This window comes from Planctomycetota bacterium, from assembly GCA_021414025.1.
Taxonomy (GTDB): domain Bacteria; phylum Planctomycetota; class Phycisphaerae; order Phycisphaerales; family SM1A02; genus SYAC01.
This window is the reverse complement of record JAIOPG010000004.1, coordinates 279266-295039: the sequence shown is the minus strand read 5'-3', so window position 1 is coordinate 295039 and position 15774 is coordinate 279266. Positions and strand designations below refer to the sequence as shown.

Here is a 15774-nt window from a genome sequence, read left to right as displayed (position 1 = left end):
AAAGACTGAGCGGGTTTCATCCCCTTTAGGAGACAGTTCATGTCAAAGCACGTTCCAACCTCAGTCGAGTGCCAAGTTGGTGGCCGCACGTTCAAATTGGAGACCGGCAAGATCGCCAAGCTCGCCTCGGGCGCCGTGGTGGCGACCTACGGAGACACCGTGGTCCTGGCCACCGCCGTCCGCGCCGCGCCGCGCCTGGGCATCGATTTCTTCCCGCTGACCTGCGACTACCGCGAGAAATACACCGCCGTGGGCCGCTTCCCGGGTGGCTTCCGCAAGAAGGAAGGCGCGCCCTCCGAAAAGGAAGTGCTCACCATGAGAATGATGGACCGGCCGATTCGTCCACTCTTTCCGGACGGATTTGTCGATGAAATCCAGCTGCAGTGCCTGGTGCTGAGCCACGACGGCCAGAGCGATTCAGATGTGATCGCCTGCACCGCCGCCAGCGCCGCGCTCTCGATCACCGACGCTCCATTCCAGGGTCCGATCGCCACCGTGCGCGTGGGCCGACTGCAAACGGAAACGGGACTTCAGTTCGTCATCAATCCGACCGTCGCCCAGCTTGAATTCAGCGACCTGGACCTGGTCCTCTCCGGACACAAGGACGGCGTGAACATGATCGAAGTCGGCGCTGCCGAAATCAGCGAGGCCGACATGCTCGCCGCGATCCGCTACGGCTACGAGCAGGGCATCCAGCCCATCCTGAAGCTGATCGATGAGCTTCGCGTCAAGTCGAACGCTCCGGCGCCGGTGATGGGCACATTGACGCTGCCCTCCGCGGAGATCATGACCAAGGTCAAGTCCGTGGTGGGCGAGGAGATGAAGAAGGCCCGCCAGATCCACGGCAAGAGCGACCGCAACGCCGAGATCGATCGTCTGCGCAAGTGGATGCTCGACACCCACTTCGCGGTGGCTCCCGGCCTGACCTACACCGAGCATTGCGCCGCCGACAAGGCGAACCGCGACGCCAAGGAGGCCTTCCGGATCCTCGAGAAGAAAATGACCCAGGATCTCGCGGGAAATCAGGGCATTCGCCCCGACGGCCGCGGCCTGCGCGAGATTCGTCCGCTGGAGATGGCCGTCGGCCTTCTTCCGCGCACGCACGGCTCCGCCATGTTCCAGCGCGGCGAGACCCAGTCGATCGTGACCTGCGTCCTCGGCACCATCAAGGACGAGCAGATCATCGACGGCCTGATGCCGGAGTACGCGAAGAAGTTCTATCTGCACTACTACTTCCCTCCCTTCTGCACGGGCGAGGCCGGCCGCATCACCGGACCGGGCCGCCGCGAGATCGGACACGGGGCCCTTGCCGAGCGCAGTCTGCTCGCCATCCTTCCAAATCCGGAGGACTTCCCCTACACCATCCGCATCGTCAGCGAGATCACCGAGAGCAATGGCTCGAGCTCGATGGCCAGCGTGTGCGGCGGCTGCCTGGCGATGATGGACGCGGGCGTGCCCATCAAGGCCACCTGCGCGGGCATCAGCGTCGGGCGCTTCACCTCCAAAGACGGCAAAGTGACCCATGTCACCGACATCATCGGCGAAGAGGACTTCTTCGGCGAGATGGACTTCAAGGTCAGCGGCACCCGCGAGGGCATCACCGGCATCCAGCTGGATCTGAAGGCCCGCGGCCTCGGCTTCGAGGAGATCGCCACTATCTTCGCGCAGGCCCGCGAAGGCCGCCTGCAACTCATTGACAAGATCGAGGCGGTGATCGCCAAGCCCCGCGACGAGATGTCGAAGTTCGCCCCGCGCATCACCAAGGTCAAGATCGACCCGGAGAAGATCGGCAAGCTCATCGGACCGGGCGGCAAGACCATTCGCTCGCTGCAGGAGCGCACCGGCGCCCAGATCGACGTGGAGGAGGATGGCACCGTGTTCATCGCCTGCTCCGACGCCGCCAAGGCCGCGCAGGCCAAGCTCGAGGTCGAGGCGCTGGGCGCCGAGATCAAGGTGGGCTCGGTCTTCGAGGGCAAGGTGGTCGCGGTCAAGGAGTTCGGCGCCTTCGTCGAGCTCGTGCCGGGAACCGACGGCATGTGCCACATCTCCGAGCTGGCGCACGGCTTCGTCAAGAACGTGCTTGAGCACGTCAAGATCGGCGAGTCGATCAAGGTAAAGGTGATCAACGTCGACGAGAACGGTCGCATCAAGCTGAGCCGCAAGGCGCTGCTGACTCCCGAGACCGCGCAGGCGAACTGATCCGGATTCCACACCTTTCCAGAAGTTGACGAAACCCGCTCACCAAAATGAGCGGGTTTTTTCTTCGCCCCGCCCCCGCGGGCAGGGGCAAGCCGGCCCCGCCGAGGGGTGGGCGGCCGCGAGGAAACCCCGCCCATTCCCCCGTGAAACCTTGGAATTATGAGTTCAAGCCGCCGGAAGGAGCAAAGCCTGCGCCAATTTCGCGTCTCCCGCGGAACTTGGCATTGTTCCAAATATTTTCCTTGCACAAGTTCAAATTTGGGCGCACAATACCCTTGGATGGGGTGTGTTCGACAAAACTTCTGGAGGCTACTGCAATGAGCAATGAGAATGAATTCGTCAATGTCCACGGCACAGTGAAGTGGTTCGATCCGCGAAAAGGTTTTGGATTCGTTATTGGGCCCCAGGGCGAGGATATTTTTGTCCATTTCTCCACCATCGAACAGGAAGCCGGCTTTCGAACTTTGCGCGACGGCGAGGCGGTCATCTACTCCGCGACCAAGGGCCCCAAGGGCTGGTCCGCGACCAAGGTTCAATCAAACCGCGTGCCCACCAAGTCCGAGACTCCCACCTCCTGAGCCTCGCGCGTGAGGGCGGGAACCTGATTTTTTCATCCGCAAGAACACGTCGTTGCCGCCGGGTCCCTCCGCATGTCGCGGTCTATGCGGTCCGGCCGGTCTGAACATGGATTCCATCCCCGCCATTCTGGTTGGCGCCCTGATCGGCGCGGTGCTGGCGAGCATCGCCGCTGCGGGATCCCTGCGCCGCCGCGCCGACCGCGCTCTGGCCGCAGAGCGCCGCGCGCAGTCAGCCGAGCGCCTGGCGGAGCTGGGCAGCATGACCAGCGGGCTCGCCCACGAAATCAAGAATCCCCTCTCCACGCTCACGCTCAACGCCCAGCTGCTGCGCGAGGAGGTCCTGGACTCCGAGCTGCCCGAGCCGGTGCGCGCCACCGCGATCAAGCGCGCCGACGCGCTGGCCCGCGAGTCGAGCCGGCTGAAGGACATCCTGAGCGACTTCCTTCGCTTCGCGGGGCGCATCAAGCTGGATCCGCAGCCGCGCGACCTGCGCGAACTGGTGCAGGAGCTCGCGGACTTTTTCCATCCGCAGGCGGAGCGCGCCGGCGTGCTGCTGCGGGTCGACACGCCCTCGGCGCCCGCCATCCTGGCGATCGATGCCGGGCTCCTGAAACAGGCGATCCTGAACTTGATCATCAACGCGGTCCAGGCGATGTGCCCGGAGGGGCAGGCGGCGGCGGGCGAGCGCCGCGGCGAGTTGCTGCTGCGCGTCGAGGCCATGCCCGCGGGCCGCACGGGCGAGGGTGGCTACCGGCTCGACGTCATCGACACGGGCCCCGGCATTGAGCCCTCGCGCCTGCCGACGATCTTCCGTCCCTACGCCAGCACCAAGCCGGGAGGCAGCGGCCTCGGACTGGCGACCACGCGGCGTATCGTGGAGGAGCACGGAGGCCGGGTGGAGGTCTTCAGCGATCCCTCCAAAGGCACGTGTTTTTCGCTTTTTCTACCCCAAAATCACTCGAGCCAGTCCTTGGCCTTCAAGCGCGACGGCACGTACTCCTCGGTCACGTAGGAGATGTCCTTGGTGATCAGGGACTCCACCTCCATCTTGAAGCCGTTGGTGAGGAGCCCCTCGATTTCCTTCTGCCAGGTTTTGTGTCCCTGGAACCACGGGTAGGCCATGATCTCCTTGGCGCGCTTGATGTCGTTGTCGTTGAGAGCGATCTGCACATCGTCGCTCAGGCCGCAGGCCTTGTAGTCCTTGGAGCGGATCCCCAGGAATTTCGCCTCCGGGATGGCGAGCCGCTCGCTCTCGAAGGCCAGTGAGATCGAACCCTGCTTGAGCACGCTGTAGATGTAGTGCCCCCAGGGATCGCAATCGAGCAGGCAGTAGACGGGCAGTTTCAATTCCTCGTGCAGCCGGCGCAGCAAACGGCGCACGCCGCGCGGGGGCTGGCCGCCGCCTTCGGTGAGAATGCAATTGTGCTTCTCCCAGAAGCGGTCCTCGTTGAAGCGGCTCCACACGGTGTTCTTCTCGACGTGCAGGATGAACTTCGCCTCGCACTTCTTGAACTGGATCACGTCGGGCTCGACGATGCTGGGAATGGCGTAGCCCCCCGAGCCCATCCGCCGGCAGTCGATCTCGTCGCCCGAGTCGACCAGGGTGATGTTGCCGACGATGGTGCCGGCCTTCTTCGCGAAGATGTGCAGCTCCTCGCGCAGCGCGGTGAGCGAGACTTCCAGGTCCTCGAGGATGCCGTCGGACTCGTCCTGGTCGACGAAGGTCTTCTCCTTGGTGCCCGCCACGGTGTGCAGGCCCTTGTAGAACATTCCGCGCAAGCTCAGCGTCTTGTCCGCCTCGATCAGGTCCTTGATCGATCCGGAATGCAGCAGCGTCTGCATGAAGATCTTGGCCTGGTTCAGGTTGAAGAGCTGGCGTTCCTGCGTCGCCTTGCCCATTTCCAGGATGCCGCGCTTCTTGTTCCAAATCGTGTTGGAGCGTGAGCGCGTCGGCACGCTCACGATGGGCTCCTTGCCGCCCAGTGCAGCCTTGGTCACGCCCTCGGCGAGGGTGAGGATCTTCTTCTGCGTCGCGACGTCGCGGGCCTTGGTGTTGACTTGCCTGGAAATTTTCTTGGCCATGGGTTCTCGATTCAGTCGGCTTCGAACAGCGTGGGGGAATCATCGGTGCGGCCGGTCCGCTTCCGCTTGGCGGCCGCGGGCGCCGCGCTGCGCTTGGAACCTGCCGGTTTCGCCGCTCGTTCAACCTTGGTTTTCTCCGCGGCCGGCGCCGCGCTCGCGCCCACGTCGATCATGGGGATGGCTTCCTCCACCACGATCACGCCCTCCTGGTCGCCGGGGTCCTCCTCCTTCACGACCTTGCCATCCTCGTTGAGCACCTGGTCGGCCTTGCGGGTGCGATGCTTGGCCTGCGCCAGCAGCGCGTCGTAGACCTTGCGGGCGTCGGCGCCGTGGATGTGGTGCAGCGCCTTGGAGACCTCGCCGATGTAGCGCTCGAAGACGTCGCGGCGCTCCCCCTCGCGGCGCATGGTCTGGCGCTTGCGCAGGTAGCTGCCGAGCTTGCGGCCACATTCCATGAGGGCCAGCTTCATCTCCTTGCGGATCTCGTCGTAGTCGGCGATCGCCTCCTTGGACTCGCTGGTGAAGGGCACCCACACGCTGGCCATGTGGATCAGGATCACCAGCGGCCCCGTGGGGGTGCTGCCCCGGGGCTGCGTCAAACCATAGTTTTTCCAGCCGGTTTCCGCCACGGCCTTGAAGCTGGAGCAGGCGCTTTGCTGGAAGAGCAGCGGCACGCGGTTGGCGAAGCGGATCACGCGGCTGGTCTCCTCGGCGGGCAACTCGCCGCCGAAGGCGATCGCCGCCTCGATCTGGAAGGGACGGCCCCGGTAGATCTCCGGCTCGCGGCTGCTCGCGGCGTAGAACTCGGCGCGGACGCCCTTGAGCATGCCCGCCAGCAATTGCCGGACTCCGATCGGCGCCAGGCAATCGACCGGCGGCGGGCCGAGCCGGATCTCCTGGAAGGCCTTGTACAACTTCTCCGCCTGCGGCGGCTCGATGTCTCCCGCGCGAGTCCGGCTGGTGGCGCCGGCGGCCTCGCAAAGCGTTCCCGCCGTGGCCGCAGAGACCCGGCAGAATTGTTCCTGCAGGAATTTGTAGAGCGATCCTTTTTCCGCCGCCTCGTATTCCTTGAGCATCTGCAGCAGCGTGCCCAGTTCCACACCCTTGGGATGGGGCTGGATTTCACGGGTTTCCGGTGGAAGCTCCTCCACCGCGCGCGGGAAAATAATGACGCCGTGGTGCTCCGAAGTCACCTCGACCTTGTCGCCGCCGGTCTCCACCATTCCCGCCGCCGCGTCGACCGGAAGCAGTTCGTCGTCGTCCGCGCCGCTCTCGCGCGAGGGCGGCACATAGCTGATTCGCGCATGCGGATTGGCGATGCCCGTGAGCTCAAGGAATTCATCGACGGATCCGCGCCCCTTCTGATAGCGCCCCTCGAGCTCGATGGAGACGCAGGTTCCCGTGGGGAACGAAATCGCGCTCAGGAAGTCGCCGGTCGCGGCGAGCGAGCGGGAGCCCGAGGTCAGATCGCGAAGCTTCGCCGGGGGAAAATCCTTGGTCTCCGCGTCGTCGGTCACCTCGGCGCGGTTGGTCTTGGTGTTCATCGCCAGCTCGATGCGATGCGCCGGCTCGCCCGTCTTGACTTTGGTGACGATCTGCATCGGGCGGCCCGTGGTGATCAGGCCGTACATGCCCGCGGCGCTGATGCCAATGCCCTGCTGGCCGCGGCTCATCTTCAATCGATGGAACTTGGACCCATAGAGAAGCCGGCCGAAGATGTTCTCGACCTGCTTGCGGACAATGCCGGGGCCATTGTCGATGACGGTGATGCGGTAGCGCGAGCTCTTGGCGGTGGCCGGCCGGTCGGGCTGCAGATCTTCGATGACCACCGCGAGTTCGGGAAGAATTCCGCCCTCCTCGCAGGCGTCGAGGCTGTTGTCCACGGCTTCCTTGACCGTGGTCAGCAGGGCCTTGCGCGGATTGTCGAAGCCCAGCAGGTGGCGGTTCTTGGCAAAGAATTCACTGACGGAGATGTCGCGCTGGCGCGAACCCATCTCCTCGGCGGTGGCGCCGCGGCTTTTGCCCTTCTTCGACGATCCGACTTCGGCCGCGCCTTCGGCGCCGGAGACTCCGCGGGATTTTCCTGGCTTTGATCGTGGCTTGCTCATCAACGCGGCGTCCTTGCCCATCATCATGACTCCTGGGTTCAGTGTCGATGCGAGTCGGTGAAACTACCGTGTCTTCGGCACTCCCGGGCCTTTCCCAACGCATTTTTCCCCTGCTCCGCCGCCCTTGATGGCCGAAACTTCCGCTACCATTCGCGACCCAACCCGGAGATCCCATGGAAACCACGCTCATCATCCTGAAACCCGACGCCGTTCAACGCAACCTGATGGGGCGGATTCTTGCCCGCTTCGAAGACAAGGGACTGCAGATCGTCGGATGCAAATTGATGCGCATTTCGCAGAAACTTGCCGCCGAACACTACAAGGACCACGTGTCGAAGCCCTTCTACGCCGGGCTGGTTCGATTCATGACCGGCAATCCGGTTCTGGTGTTGGCGGTGCGCGGCATCGGCGCCATCGCGGTCAGCCGGGGGATGATGGGCGCGACCTTCGGCAGCAAGGCCGCCGCCGGCACGATTCGCGGCGACTTCGGCGTGTCCAACAGCTACAACCTCATCCACGGTTCCGACAGCCCGGAGGCCGCCGCCCGCGAGCTCGGCATTTTCTTCAAAGCCGAGGAACTCCTGGATTACACAAGGGTCGGCGACAGCTACGTCTACGACTCGACCGGCAGCAAGCCCGAGTAAGCCGGGCTGCCAAAAGAGCAGGCGCGGTTCGAACTCCGAGTTCAAAGTTGTTTTTTGGGCTGGGAACGCCGGTGCATTTATTAATTCAACCAATTTGGATCTCCTGCTGAACCCTCCTGCGAAGAGTTCATTAGCGTCCAAGTCGGCTCCGAGACCCCTACCGCCCAATCGAGGTGACGCGTGATCGATTCGATGATTGGAAAGAATTCTCCCCTGGACCGCATGAGGCAGCGCAACCGCCCATCCGTGCGCCGGAATTCCCGCGCCGCCGAAAAGAACTCGGCCTCCCTGACCGCCGAGGAAGAGGCGCTGATGCGCGAAATCATGGCCGAGCCCATGGACTACATGGACTCGCCCGAGTTCCGCGTGCCCGGGGCCGAAAAGAAAATCTACGAGAAGCCGGCCGCCATCCGCTTCGCCGATGTGACGTGGTATCGCCCCCTGATCGATCAGGCGACCGGCGGTAAGCCGGGCGAGCGCAAGCACAAGAAGGAAGGCTCGGTCCTTCTGACCGCCGCCCAGGAGCGGGTCATTTTCCTGCAGTTCAACTATGCCCGCTACCGGGTGCGCTTGCTGCAGGACGAACTTGCCGGCCGGACCCCCACCACGGAGCAGGCCCGAGAGATCCTGCGCTGGCACCGGACCGCGCGGGGCTACCGCGCCCAGATTGCGGAGATCAATCTGGCCCTGGTGCTGGCCATGGCCAAGCGCGTGCCGCTGGGCGAAAGCGATTACGCCGACCTGATCGGCGAGGGCAACATGGCCCTGATGCGCTCGGTCGACAAGTTCGACTGCGGCCGCGGCTTCAAGTTCAGCACCTACGGATGCCGGGCCATCCTCAAGGCGTTCAGCCGCTTCGGCATCAAGCTGCAGAAGTACCGCCAGCGCTTCCCCGGCGAATTCGATCCGCAGTTCGAGCGCTCGAATCATCTCGAGCTGCTTCGATCCGCCCACGAAAAAGATTCCGCCGCCGAGGTGCGCTACATGATCACCCGCAACAGCGCCGAGCTGAGCGACGTCGAGCAGAAGGTCATCTTCCATCGCTTCGGGCTGGACGCCGCGGCCCCGCAGGTCCAGCTCACCCTGGAGCAGGTCGGGCAGATGATCGGCGTCACCAAGGAGCGCGTGCGGCAGATCCAGAACCGCGCCCTTGAAAAGCTCAAGGATGCGCTGATCACCCTGCGCGGTGAGCGTCCCCCGCTCACGCACAACTGAGGCTTATTTCCTCCCGTTCGATCAGGCCGCGGAGAGGGCTTGTGGCGTTCGCTGCTGGTTCCTGAGCACCGTCCAGGCCACCACGGTGACCGCCGCGTGCAGCAGCGCGAAACCGCAGACAAGTCCCGCCTGCACGTTGGCCCGGCCCCCGTCCATCAGCACGCCCGTGGCGATGGCGACGACGATGCCCGTGAAGTACCCGATGTCCCCCGCGGCGCGAAAGGCCGCAAGTCCGGACATGCCGCGCCGCGCGGTCAGGACCAGGGCCAGCGACGCCGGAAGCAAGGGGGCCGCCGCCACTCCCAGAATCAGCAGTGCGCACGCAAGAACGAAGACCGTTCCCCCCAGAAAGGGCACGATGGCAAGGGACAATGCGTAGACCACGGCGGCCAGAGTGCGGGTTTCCAGCGTGCCCATTCGATCCGCAACCCATCCCGCGGGAGCGGCGCCTATGGCCATGAGCAACAGAGGCAAACCCACCAGCATGCCGCGCTCGGCGGCGGTGTAGCCCAATCCCCCCAGGAAAAAACTGGCAAACACAGCCGTCAGAATGGCGCCGGTCGCGCGGTCCGTGGCGGCCATCAAGAGGATCGGCCACAATTTTCCCGGCGGTCCGCCATGATCCTGAGTCGCGGGTGTGACATCGGCATCAGCATCGATCTCACGGCCGGCCATGACCGTCAGCGAAGCGCGGAAGAGGAACGCAAGCACGCCGGTCGCCAGGCAGGAAGCCGATCCGACGATGAGCGTGATGGCCGGGTTGCCTGAGAGTTTTGTCAGCATGCCCCCGACGACCACGCCGATGCCCAGACCCGCGACCAGGACCGTCGCTCCCAGGCCGAGCTTCCAGGCGCGGTGGCCGGGATCGCTGCGACCGAGCATCTGAAAGAGCGCGGCGAATGTGGCCACGTCCGCGGCGCCCTCGACGGTTCGCAGCGCCAGGGTTCCCGCGAATCCGATCGGCAACCACATGATCGCCATGAGCATGCCATCCACCAGGGCGGTCGAGCTCACCACGGCCCAGCCCGGCATGCGCCGGCGCATGAGCCGCACCAGCGGCACCGCCAGCACCGCCCCGAACAAGTTCACGGCCAGGAACAATTGGGCCTGGGATGCCGAGACGCCATAGCGATCGGCGAATAGATCCTTCAGGACGGGAACAACCAGCGCGTCGGGCAGGGCCGAAAGGAAGATGAGAAGGACGACGATGCGCACGATGGGTGGAAGCGGCCAAGCCTAGCAACCCTTCGCGGTTCACTACACTCCCGCCATGAACAAGGTCTTCGAGACTCCCGCGCTGGCCCTGGCGGGCCTGGTGAAGGACGGCATGAAAATCGCGGTCGGCGGCTTCGGCCTGTGCGGCATCCCAGAGCAGCTCATTCTTGCGCTGCGCGACACCGGGGCTCGGCAGTTGACCTGCGTCAGCAACAACGCGGGCATCGACGACTGGGGGCTGGGCGTGCTCCTGAAGACGCGCCAGGTCCGCCGGATGGTCTCGAGCTATGTGGGGGAAAATGCCGAGTTCGAGCGGCAATTCATGAGCGGCGAGCTCGAGCTTGAGTTCTGTCCGCAGGGAACGCTGGCGGAGCGCATGCGCGCCGGAGGCGCGGGCATCCCCGCCTTCTACACGCGGACGGGCGTGGGAACCATCGTCGCCGAAGGCAAGCCCACCGAGCTCTTCGACGGCGAACTGCATGTCCTGGAGCGCGGCATCCGCGCCGACCTCTCCCTGGTGAAGGCCTGGAAGGCGGATCGAAGCGGCAATCTGATCTATCGAAAAACCGCCCGTAATTTCAACCCGATGGTGGCGTCGTGCGGCCGGGTGACGGTCGCCGAAGTCGAGATTCTCGTGGAAACGGGTGAACTCGACCCCGAAAGCATCCACACCCCCGGGATCTACGTCGACCGGATCGTGGTCACCAAATCCGAAAAGCGGATCGAGCAGCGAACCGTGAGCCCCGGCTGAGCGAACCCCGTTTTCGGCGTACATTATGGGCGAAGTCGCGATGCACGAACGAACTTATTGTTCAAGAAATTGCCTTTTGCCCGAATGGGAATGCCTGTTCTTTCGTTGATGAACCCACCCCCTCCGATGGAGATCCCCATGAATCGTCTGCGTTCCGCCCTCCTTGTCCTCTCGCTGCTCGCCCTCGCGCCCGCCGCCTCCGCACAGTTTGGCGGCAAGGCCGGATTCACCGAGGCCTTCAAGCCCGACCTGCTCCCCCGCGACATGACCATGATCGTCGAGACGCTCAAGCTTGAGGATTGGCAGCGCCCCATCGTGCAGAGCCTGCTCGAGGACTATCAGATCTCGTTCAAGACCGGCACCGACGCCATCCGCGAGAAAATGATCAATGCCGCCAAGAAGCAGAAGGGCGGCGCCAAGGACATGCGCTCGCTGCTGGGACCCATCGAGGCATGGGCGCCGGAGAAGGAGCGGATGTTCGACGATCTGATGGCCAGCATCAAGAGCCAGCTCTCGGATGCCCAGCAGGAGCGCTGGCCCAAGTTCGAACGCGCCGTGCTGCGCACCCGCTCTCTTGAAGATTCCGATTTGATGGGCGAGGGCGTTGACCTGGTCCTGATCGTCCGCCAGATGCAGTTGCAGCCGGATGTCCTCGCCACCGCCGCGCCGGCCCTGGACCAGTATGAGCTGGCCCTGGACGCCGCGCTCAAGGCCCGCGACACCAAGATCACGGCGCTGCTGCCCAAGTTCACCGACGCCATGGACTCCATGAACTCCAACGCGGGCTCCGACCTGCAGGAGCAGATCATGGCCGTGCGTGTCGCGGTGCGGCAGGTCCAGGATGAGTCGATCGAGAAAATCGCCGCGTCCCTTCCGGCGCCGCACGCCGAGGACTTCCGGACCCGCGCCCTCTCCCAGGGCTACCGCGAAATTTTCCAGCCCGACGCCCTGGCCAGCTTCTTCGCCGCGGTGCTGAACCTGAACGATCTCACCGCCGAGCAGCGACAGGGAGTCGACGCCGCCCAGACGGCATGGAGCGGCGCCCTGGCCTCGCTGCAATCGCGCATGCTCGAGACCACGCGGGCCGAGGAGCCGAAGAAGGCGCGGCGCAAGACGCTCGCCGTGGCCGCGAAGAAGGCCGCAAAGGATGGAACCGAGGCGCCGGCCGTTCCGCAGGATCCGATGGTTCCCCTGCGCAACGAGAAGAACCGGATTGTGCAGGAGACTCGGGAAGGCGTGCTGAAATTGCTGACACCGGACCAGACCGAACGGCTCGCCGCCGGCGTGCCCGGCTTGCGTCCCCCGCCGCCAACCAGCACGCCGGGCATGTACGAGGGCGCCAACCATCATCCCAAGCCCAAGGGACCCGGAGATCCGCCGGCCGCACCCGCCGCTCCAGGCAACGCCGACCCCGCTCCGCCTGCCGCGGGCGACGATCCCGCACCCAAGAACCAGGAGACCGTGGAGTAATCCCTCGCGACCCGTGCCCGAAGTTGTCCCCAGTCGTGATGCCAATGGACGAGTCGCCGCGATGCTGCGAGCCGCGGCCGCGAACTCGCCCCAGGAGCGCTGCGCCGCCGCGGGATTCACCTGGCTCGCGAAGCCCGTCGCCTCCGACGCCGACGCGGTCCGCCTGATTCCCTCCGAAATCGCCGTGCGGCTGCGGGTGGTTCCGTTGTCGATCGCCGGAGGCAAGCTCCGCGCCGCGATGGCGGATCCCTTTGATCTGCACGCGGTGGACGAGGCGGCCACCATCGCCAACATGCCGATCGAGCGGGTCGGCGTGGCGCCCGAGGCTTTCGGCGAGCTTATGCGGCAGTCCTACGGCGTCACCGCGGCGCGGATGGCGGAGAGCCTGGCAGGCAACAGCGAAAGCAGCGGCGAAGTCGAGCAGAATCTCGACGCGATCCAGGCCGACGACGTGCATCGCATGGCCGAGCAGCCCACGCTGGTCAACCTGGTCAACCTGCTGATTCTCGAGGCCATCCAGAAGCGCACCAGCGACATTCACATCGAGCCCTTCGAGGGCGAATTGAAGGTCAAGTACCGCATCGACGGCGTGCTGGTGGAGCAGCAGAGTCCGCCCAAGCATCTGCAGCCCGCGATCATCGGACGCATCAAGATCATGTCCATGATGAACATCGCGGAGCGCTACGTTCCGCAGGATGGCCACATCACGCTGCGCTTCGAAGGCCGCAAGGTGGACATCCGCGTCTCCACCGTGCCCACGATCTACGGCGAGAGCGTGGTCATGCGCATCCTGGACAAGTCGTCGCTGCCCCTGGACCTGAAGAGCCTGGGCATGCACCAGCACCAGGTGGAGATGATGGACAAGCTGATCTCCAAGCCGCACGGACTCGTGCTGGTGACGGGACCAACCGGCAGCGGAAAAACCACCACGCTCTACGCGGCGCTGAGCAAGCTTTACGACCCGCGCAAGAAAATCCTGACCATCGAGGACCCGGTGGAATACGAGCTCGCCGGCATCAACCAGATTCCGGTGAACCCGAAACGCGGCCTGACCTTTGCCAGCGGTCTGCGCAGCATTTTGCGCCAGGATCCCGACGTGATCCTGGTGGGTGAAATCCGCGACGCCGAGACCGTCGACATCGCCATCCGCAGCGCGCTGACCGGACACTTGATCCTGAGCACGCTGCACACCAACGACGCCCTCTCCAGCGTGGGCCGCATCGTCGACATGGGCGCCGAGCCCTACCTGATTGCCAGCGTGCTCGAAGGCGTGCTGGCGCAGCGGCTGGGCCGCCGGGTCTGCCGGGCCTGCGCCCAGAAGGTGGCGATGTCCGAGGACGACCGCGTGCGCATCTCGCCCGCGGAGTTCGAGCAATTCGCCGGCATGGTCACGATCGGCGCCGGATGCGAGGCCTGCTCGGGCAGCGGATTCCGCGGCCGGCTCGGCTTCTTCGAGCTGGTCCGGATGAATCCTTCCTTGCGGGCGGCGATCGCGGAGAACCAATCCGTCATGGAGCTTCGGCAACTGGTCGACTCGGGATTCGTTTCGATGCGCGAGGACGGCATGGCGAAGGCGATCGGCGGCGAGACCACCATCGCGGAAGTCATGCGCGCCACCCAGGACGTGGACGAGGCCTAATCGATGGCCTCCTGGCGCTACGACGGGCTTGACCGAAGCGGACTGGAATCCAGCGGCGTGGTGGTGGCTACGGACCGCGCCGCCGCGCTCCGGCTGGTGCGCAGCCGCGGCCTGACCCCGCTCAAAGTCGAATCGAATGAAATCGTCGTCTCCACCTCGCGAATTTCAACGCAGCGAACATCAACCTCAACCACGCCAAGGCCCGGCGAAAGCGCTCTGCCCCGCTGGATGACGCTGGGTCCGCGCCGGCCGACCCTCACCCGCTCCGAGCTCTCCAATCTGATCCGCGAGCTGGCCACTGCGATCGAGGCGGGACTACCGCTGATGCAGGCGCTGAAGATCGTGCGCAAGCAGGCTCCTGGCAAATCGCAGCCGGTCATCCTGGACACGCTGATTGAAAAAGTCGAGGCGGGCCAGCCGCTCTACGAGGCCATGAAGTCCTACGGCATTCCCTTCGACGACATGACCGTCGGCATGGCGCGGGCCGCCGACGCGAGCGGCCGCATGCCGGAGGTGCTGCACCAGCTGGCCGACCTGCTCGACCGCTCGGTGGAATTGCGCCGCGAATTGATCGGCGCCACCGTCTACCCGATGATCGTGGCGGCGCTGATCCTGGCCAGCGTCACGCTGCTGGTCACCGTGATCCTGCCGCAGCTGATGATCCCGATCGTCGGGCAGCCCGGCATGGTGCTGCCGCTGCCGACGCGGATTCTGCTGGGTTTCGCTTCGTTCATGCAGCATTGGTGGTGGCTGGTGATCCTGCTGGTCTTTGGGGCCATCATCGGCGCCCGCCGCTGGCTTCAGGACGATGAGCATCGGCGCCTGAAGGACTACGCACTGCTGCGGACGCCGCTGCTGGGCAAGCTGCTGAGGGATGTCGCCGTGGCCCGCTTCACCCGGACGCTGGGAACGCTGGTGAGCGCCGGCCTGCCCATCCTGCAGTCGCTGCGGATCACCAAGGACACGCTGGGCAACGCCGTCCTGATGAGGGCGATCGACGAAGTGGAGGAGAAGGTCACCACCGGACAGTCGCTGGCGGAACCGCTGGAGCGATGCGGATTCTTCCCCCCGCTGCTGGTGCAGATCGTCAACATCGGCGAGCGGTCGGGCCGGCTGGAAGGCATGCTGCTGCACGCCGCCACGGCCTTCGACCGGCAGGTGAACACCAGCATCAAGATCTTCACCAAGGCCCTGCCTCCGATCCTGCTGGTCTTCATGGCGATCATCGCCGGCTTCGTGCTGGCGGGCATCTTGATGCCCCTGCTGCAGTTGCAATCCGCCCTCGGAGGCTGAATTCTTGCCGCTCCGCGGCTACGCTATGGGACCACTGTTCCCGTCGAAGCGGGAAGAACTTTCACTCCAATGGGCAGTAAATTCGCCCGGCCAACGTTGGGAAGAGCCCCTTCCTTATCTGGAACACACCGAAGAGACCCTCATGAAACCCCAAGCCCTCCATCGCCCTCTCCGTCAAGCACGCCGCGGTTTCACCCTGCTTGAAGTGATCATCGCCGTCACCATCGTGGCGCTCCTCTCCATGCTGATCGTCCCCAACGTGATGAGCTTGCTGGGCAACGCCAAGGTCAACAAGGCAAAGGCCGACGTGAACACGCTGGCCCAGAACGTGCGCCTGTACATGGTTCAGAACGGCATGAGCCACGTCACCGACGACTTCGAGCTCACCAAGCTCTGCGAGGGCGACGACGCCCTGCTGAGCAACGCCAACCAGCTGATCGATCCCTGGAAGCACCAGTACGTCCTGGTCTTCCCGCCGACCTACAACAAAGATTTCGACGTCGTGTGCTACGGCTCCGACGGGCAGCCCGGCGGCGAGGGACAGGCCAAAGACATCATCAACGGAGCGCCGTAAAAAGGC

13 protein-coding genes are annotated in these 15774 nt (G+C 64.7%); 10 read left to right on the top strand and 3 right to left on the bottom strand.

The annotated features are described in order from the left end of the window. Positions 1-39: 39 nt before the first annotated feature. The 3 genes from pnp to K8R92_05830 all read left to right on the top strand — a co-directional run bounded on the left by pnp (position 40) and on the right by K8R92_05830 (position 3789). On the top strand, positions 40-2199 hold the full coding sequence (gene pnp, locus K8R92_05840; protein ID MCE9619410.1) for a polyribonucleotide nucleotidyltransferase: 2160 nt from the start codon (positions 40-42) through the stop codon (positions 2197-2199). Positions 2200-2516: 317 nt separating this feature from the next. Then, positions 2517-2777, top strand: a complete 261-nt coding sequence (locus K8R92_05835; protein ID MCE9619409.1) for a cold shock domain-containing protein — start codon at positions 2517-2519, stop codon at positions 2775-2777. A 106-nt stretch (positions 2778-2883) separates the two neighbouring features. Beyond that, positions 2884-3789 carry a two-component sensor histidine kinase gene (locus tag K8R92_05830; protein MCE9619408.1) on the top strand — a complete coding sequence of 302 codons (906 nt, stop codon included), beginning with the start codon at positions 2884-2886 and terminating at the stop codon, positions 3787-3789. On the opposite strand, the gene K8R92_05825 is transcribed toward K8R92_05830, so the two are convergent. Both K8R92_05825 and K8R92_05820 read right to left on the bottom strand, forming a co-directional pair. Continuing rightward, positions 3732-4859: a DNA topoisomerase IV subunit A gene (locus K8R92_05825; protein MCE9619407.1), complete on the bottom strand. Its 1128-nt coding sequence runs from the start codon at positions 4857-4859 to the stop codon at positions 3732-3734. The genes K8R92_05830 and K8R92_05825 overlap by 58 nt on opposite strands. 11 nt (positions 4860-4870) lie before the next feature. Further along, complete coding sequence (locus K8R92_05820; GenBank protein MCE9619406.1) at positions 4871-6994, bottom strand: DNA topoisomerase VI subunit B; 2124 nt, start codon at positions 6992-6994, stop codon at positions 4871-4873. 146 nt (positions 6995-7140) lie between these two features. Between K8R92_05820 and ndk the strand changes: the two genes are divergently transcribed. Beyond that, entirely contained in the window at positions 7141-7611 is a 471-nt protein-coding gene (gene ndk, locus K8R92_05815) for a nucleoside-diphosphate kinase (protein MCE9619405.1), read from the top strand. Between the two features lie 222 nt (positions 7612-7833). Beyond that, positions 7834-8826 (top strand): sigma-70 family RNA polymerase sigma factor, encoded by a 993-nt coding sequence (locus K8R92_05810; protein MCE9619404.1) that lies wholly within the window; start codon positions 7834-7836, stop codon positions 8824-8826. Positions 8827-8847: 21 nt separating this feature from the next. Here K8R92_05810 and K8R92_05805 read toward each other — a convergent pair whose 3' ends face one another. Further along, complete coding sequence (locus K8R92_05805) at positions 8848-10041, bottom strand: hypothetical protein (protein ID MCE9619403.1); 1194 nt, start codon at positions 10039-10041, stop codon at positions 8848-8850. A 55-nt stretch (positions 10042-10096) separates the two neighbouring features. Here K8R92_05805 and K8R92_05800 point away from each other — a divergent pair, with 55 nt between their 5' ends. The 5 genes from K8R92_05800 to K8R92_05780 all read left to right on the top strand — a co-directional run bounded on the left by K8R92_05800 (position 10097) and on the right by K8R92_05780 (position 15768). Next, positions 10097-10792 (top strand): CoA transferase subunit A, encoded by a 696-nt coding sequence (locus K8R92_05800; GenBank protein ID MCE9619402.1) that lies wholly within the window; start codon positions 10097-10099, stop codon positions 10790-10792. Positions 10793-10930: 138 nt separating this feature from the next. Beyond that, positions 10931-12262, top strand: a complete 1332-nt coding sequence (locus K8R92_05795) for a hypothetical protein (protein MCE9619401.1) — start codon at positions 10931-10933, stop codon at positions 12260-12262. Positions 12263-12323: 61 nt separating this feature from the next. Beyond that, positions 12324-13901, top strand: a complete 1578-nt coding sequence (locus tag K8R92_05790; protein MCE9619400.1) for a GspE/PulE family protein — start codon at positions 12324-12326, stop codon at positions 13899-13901. A 3-nt stretch (positions 13902-13904) separates the two neighbouring features. Continuing rightward, entirely contained in the window at positions 13905-15194 is a 1290-nt protein-coding gene (locus K8R92_05785) for a type II secretion system F family protein (GenBank protein ID MCE9619399.1), read from the top strand. Between the two features lie 142 nt (positions 15195-15336). Then, entirely contained in the window at positions 15337-15768 is a 432-nt protein-coding gene (locus K8R92_05780) for a type II secretion system protein GspG (protein ID MCE9619398.1), read from the top strand. Positions 15769-15774: the final 6 nt, after the last annotated feature.

Excerpts from the sequence above, each read along its gene's own strand:
- K8R92_05830 (MCE9619408.1), top strand. The coding sequence starts at position 2,884 with ATGGATTCCATCCCCGCCATTCTGGTTGGCGCCCTGATCGGCGCGGTG.
- K8R92_05780 (MCE9619398.1), top strand. The coding sequence starts at position 15,337 with ATGAAACCCCAAGCCCTCCATCGCCCTCTCCGTCAAGCACGCCGCGGT.
- K8R92_05785 (MCE9619399.1), top strand. The coding sequence starts at position 13,905 with ATGGCCTCCTGGCGCTACGACGGGCTTGACCGAAGCGGACTGGAATCC.
- K8R92_05790 (MCE9619400.1), top strand. The coding sequence starts at position 12,324 with ATGCTGCGAGCCGCGGCCGCGAACTCGCCCCAGGAGCGCTGCGCCGCC.
- K8R92_05820 (MCE9619406.1), bottom strand. The coding sequence starts at position 6,994 with ATGATGATGGGCAAGGACGCCGCGTTGATGAGCAAGCCACGATCAAAG.
- K8R92_05795 (MCE9619401.1), top strand. The coding sequence starts at position 10,931 with ATGAATCGTCTGCGTTCCGCCCTCCTTGTCCTCTCGCTGCTCGCCCTC.
- K8R92_05835 (MCE9619409.1), top strand. The coding sequence starts at position 2,517 with ATGAGCAATGAGAATGAATTCGTCAATGTCCACGGCACAGTGAAGTGG.
- K8R92_05810 (MCE9619404.1), top strand. The coding sequence starts at position 7,834 with ATGAGGCAGCGCAACCGCCCATCCGTGCGCCGGAATTCCCGCGCCGCC.
- K8R92_05800 (MCE9619402.1), top strand. The coding sequence starts at position 10,097 with ATGAACAAGGTCTTCGAGACTCCCGCGCTGGCCCTGGCGGGCCTGGTG.
- K8R92_05825 (MCE9619407.1), bottom strand. The coding sequence starts at position 4,859 with ATGGCCAAGAAAATTTCCAGGCAAGTCAACACCAAGGCCCGCGACGTC.
- ndk (MCE9619405.1), top strand. The coding sequence starts at position 7,141 with ATGGAAACCACGCTCATCATCCTGAAACCCGACGCCGTTCAACGCAAC.
- pnp (MCE9619410.1), top strand. The coding sequence starts at position 40 with ATGTCAAAGCACGTTCCAACCTCAGTCGAGTGCCAAGTTGGTGGCCGC.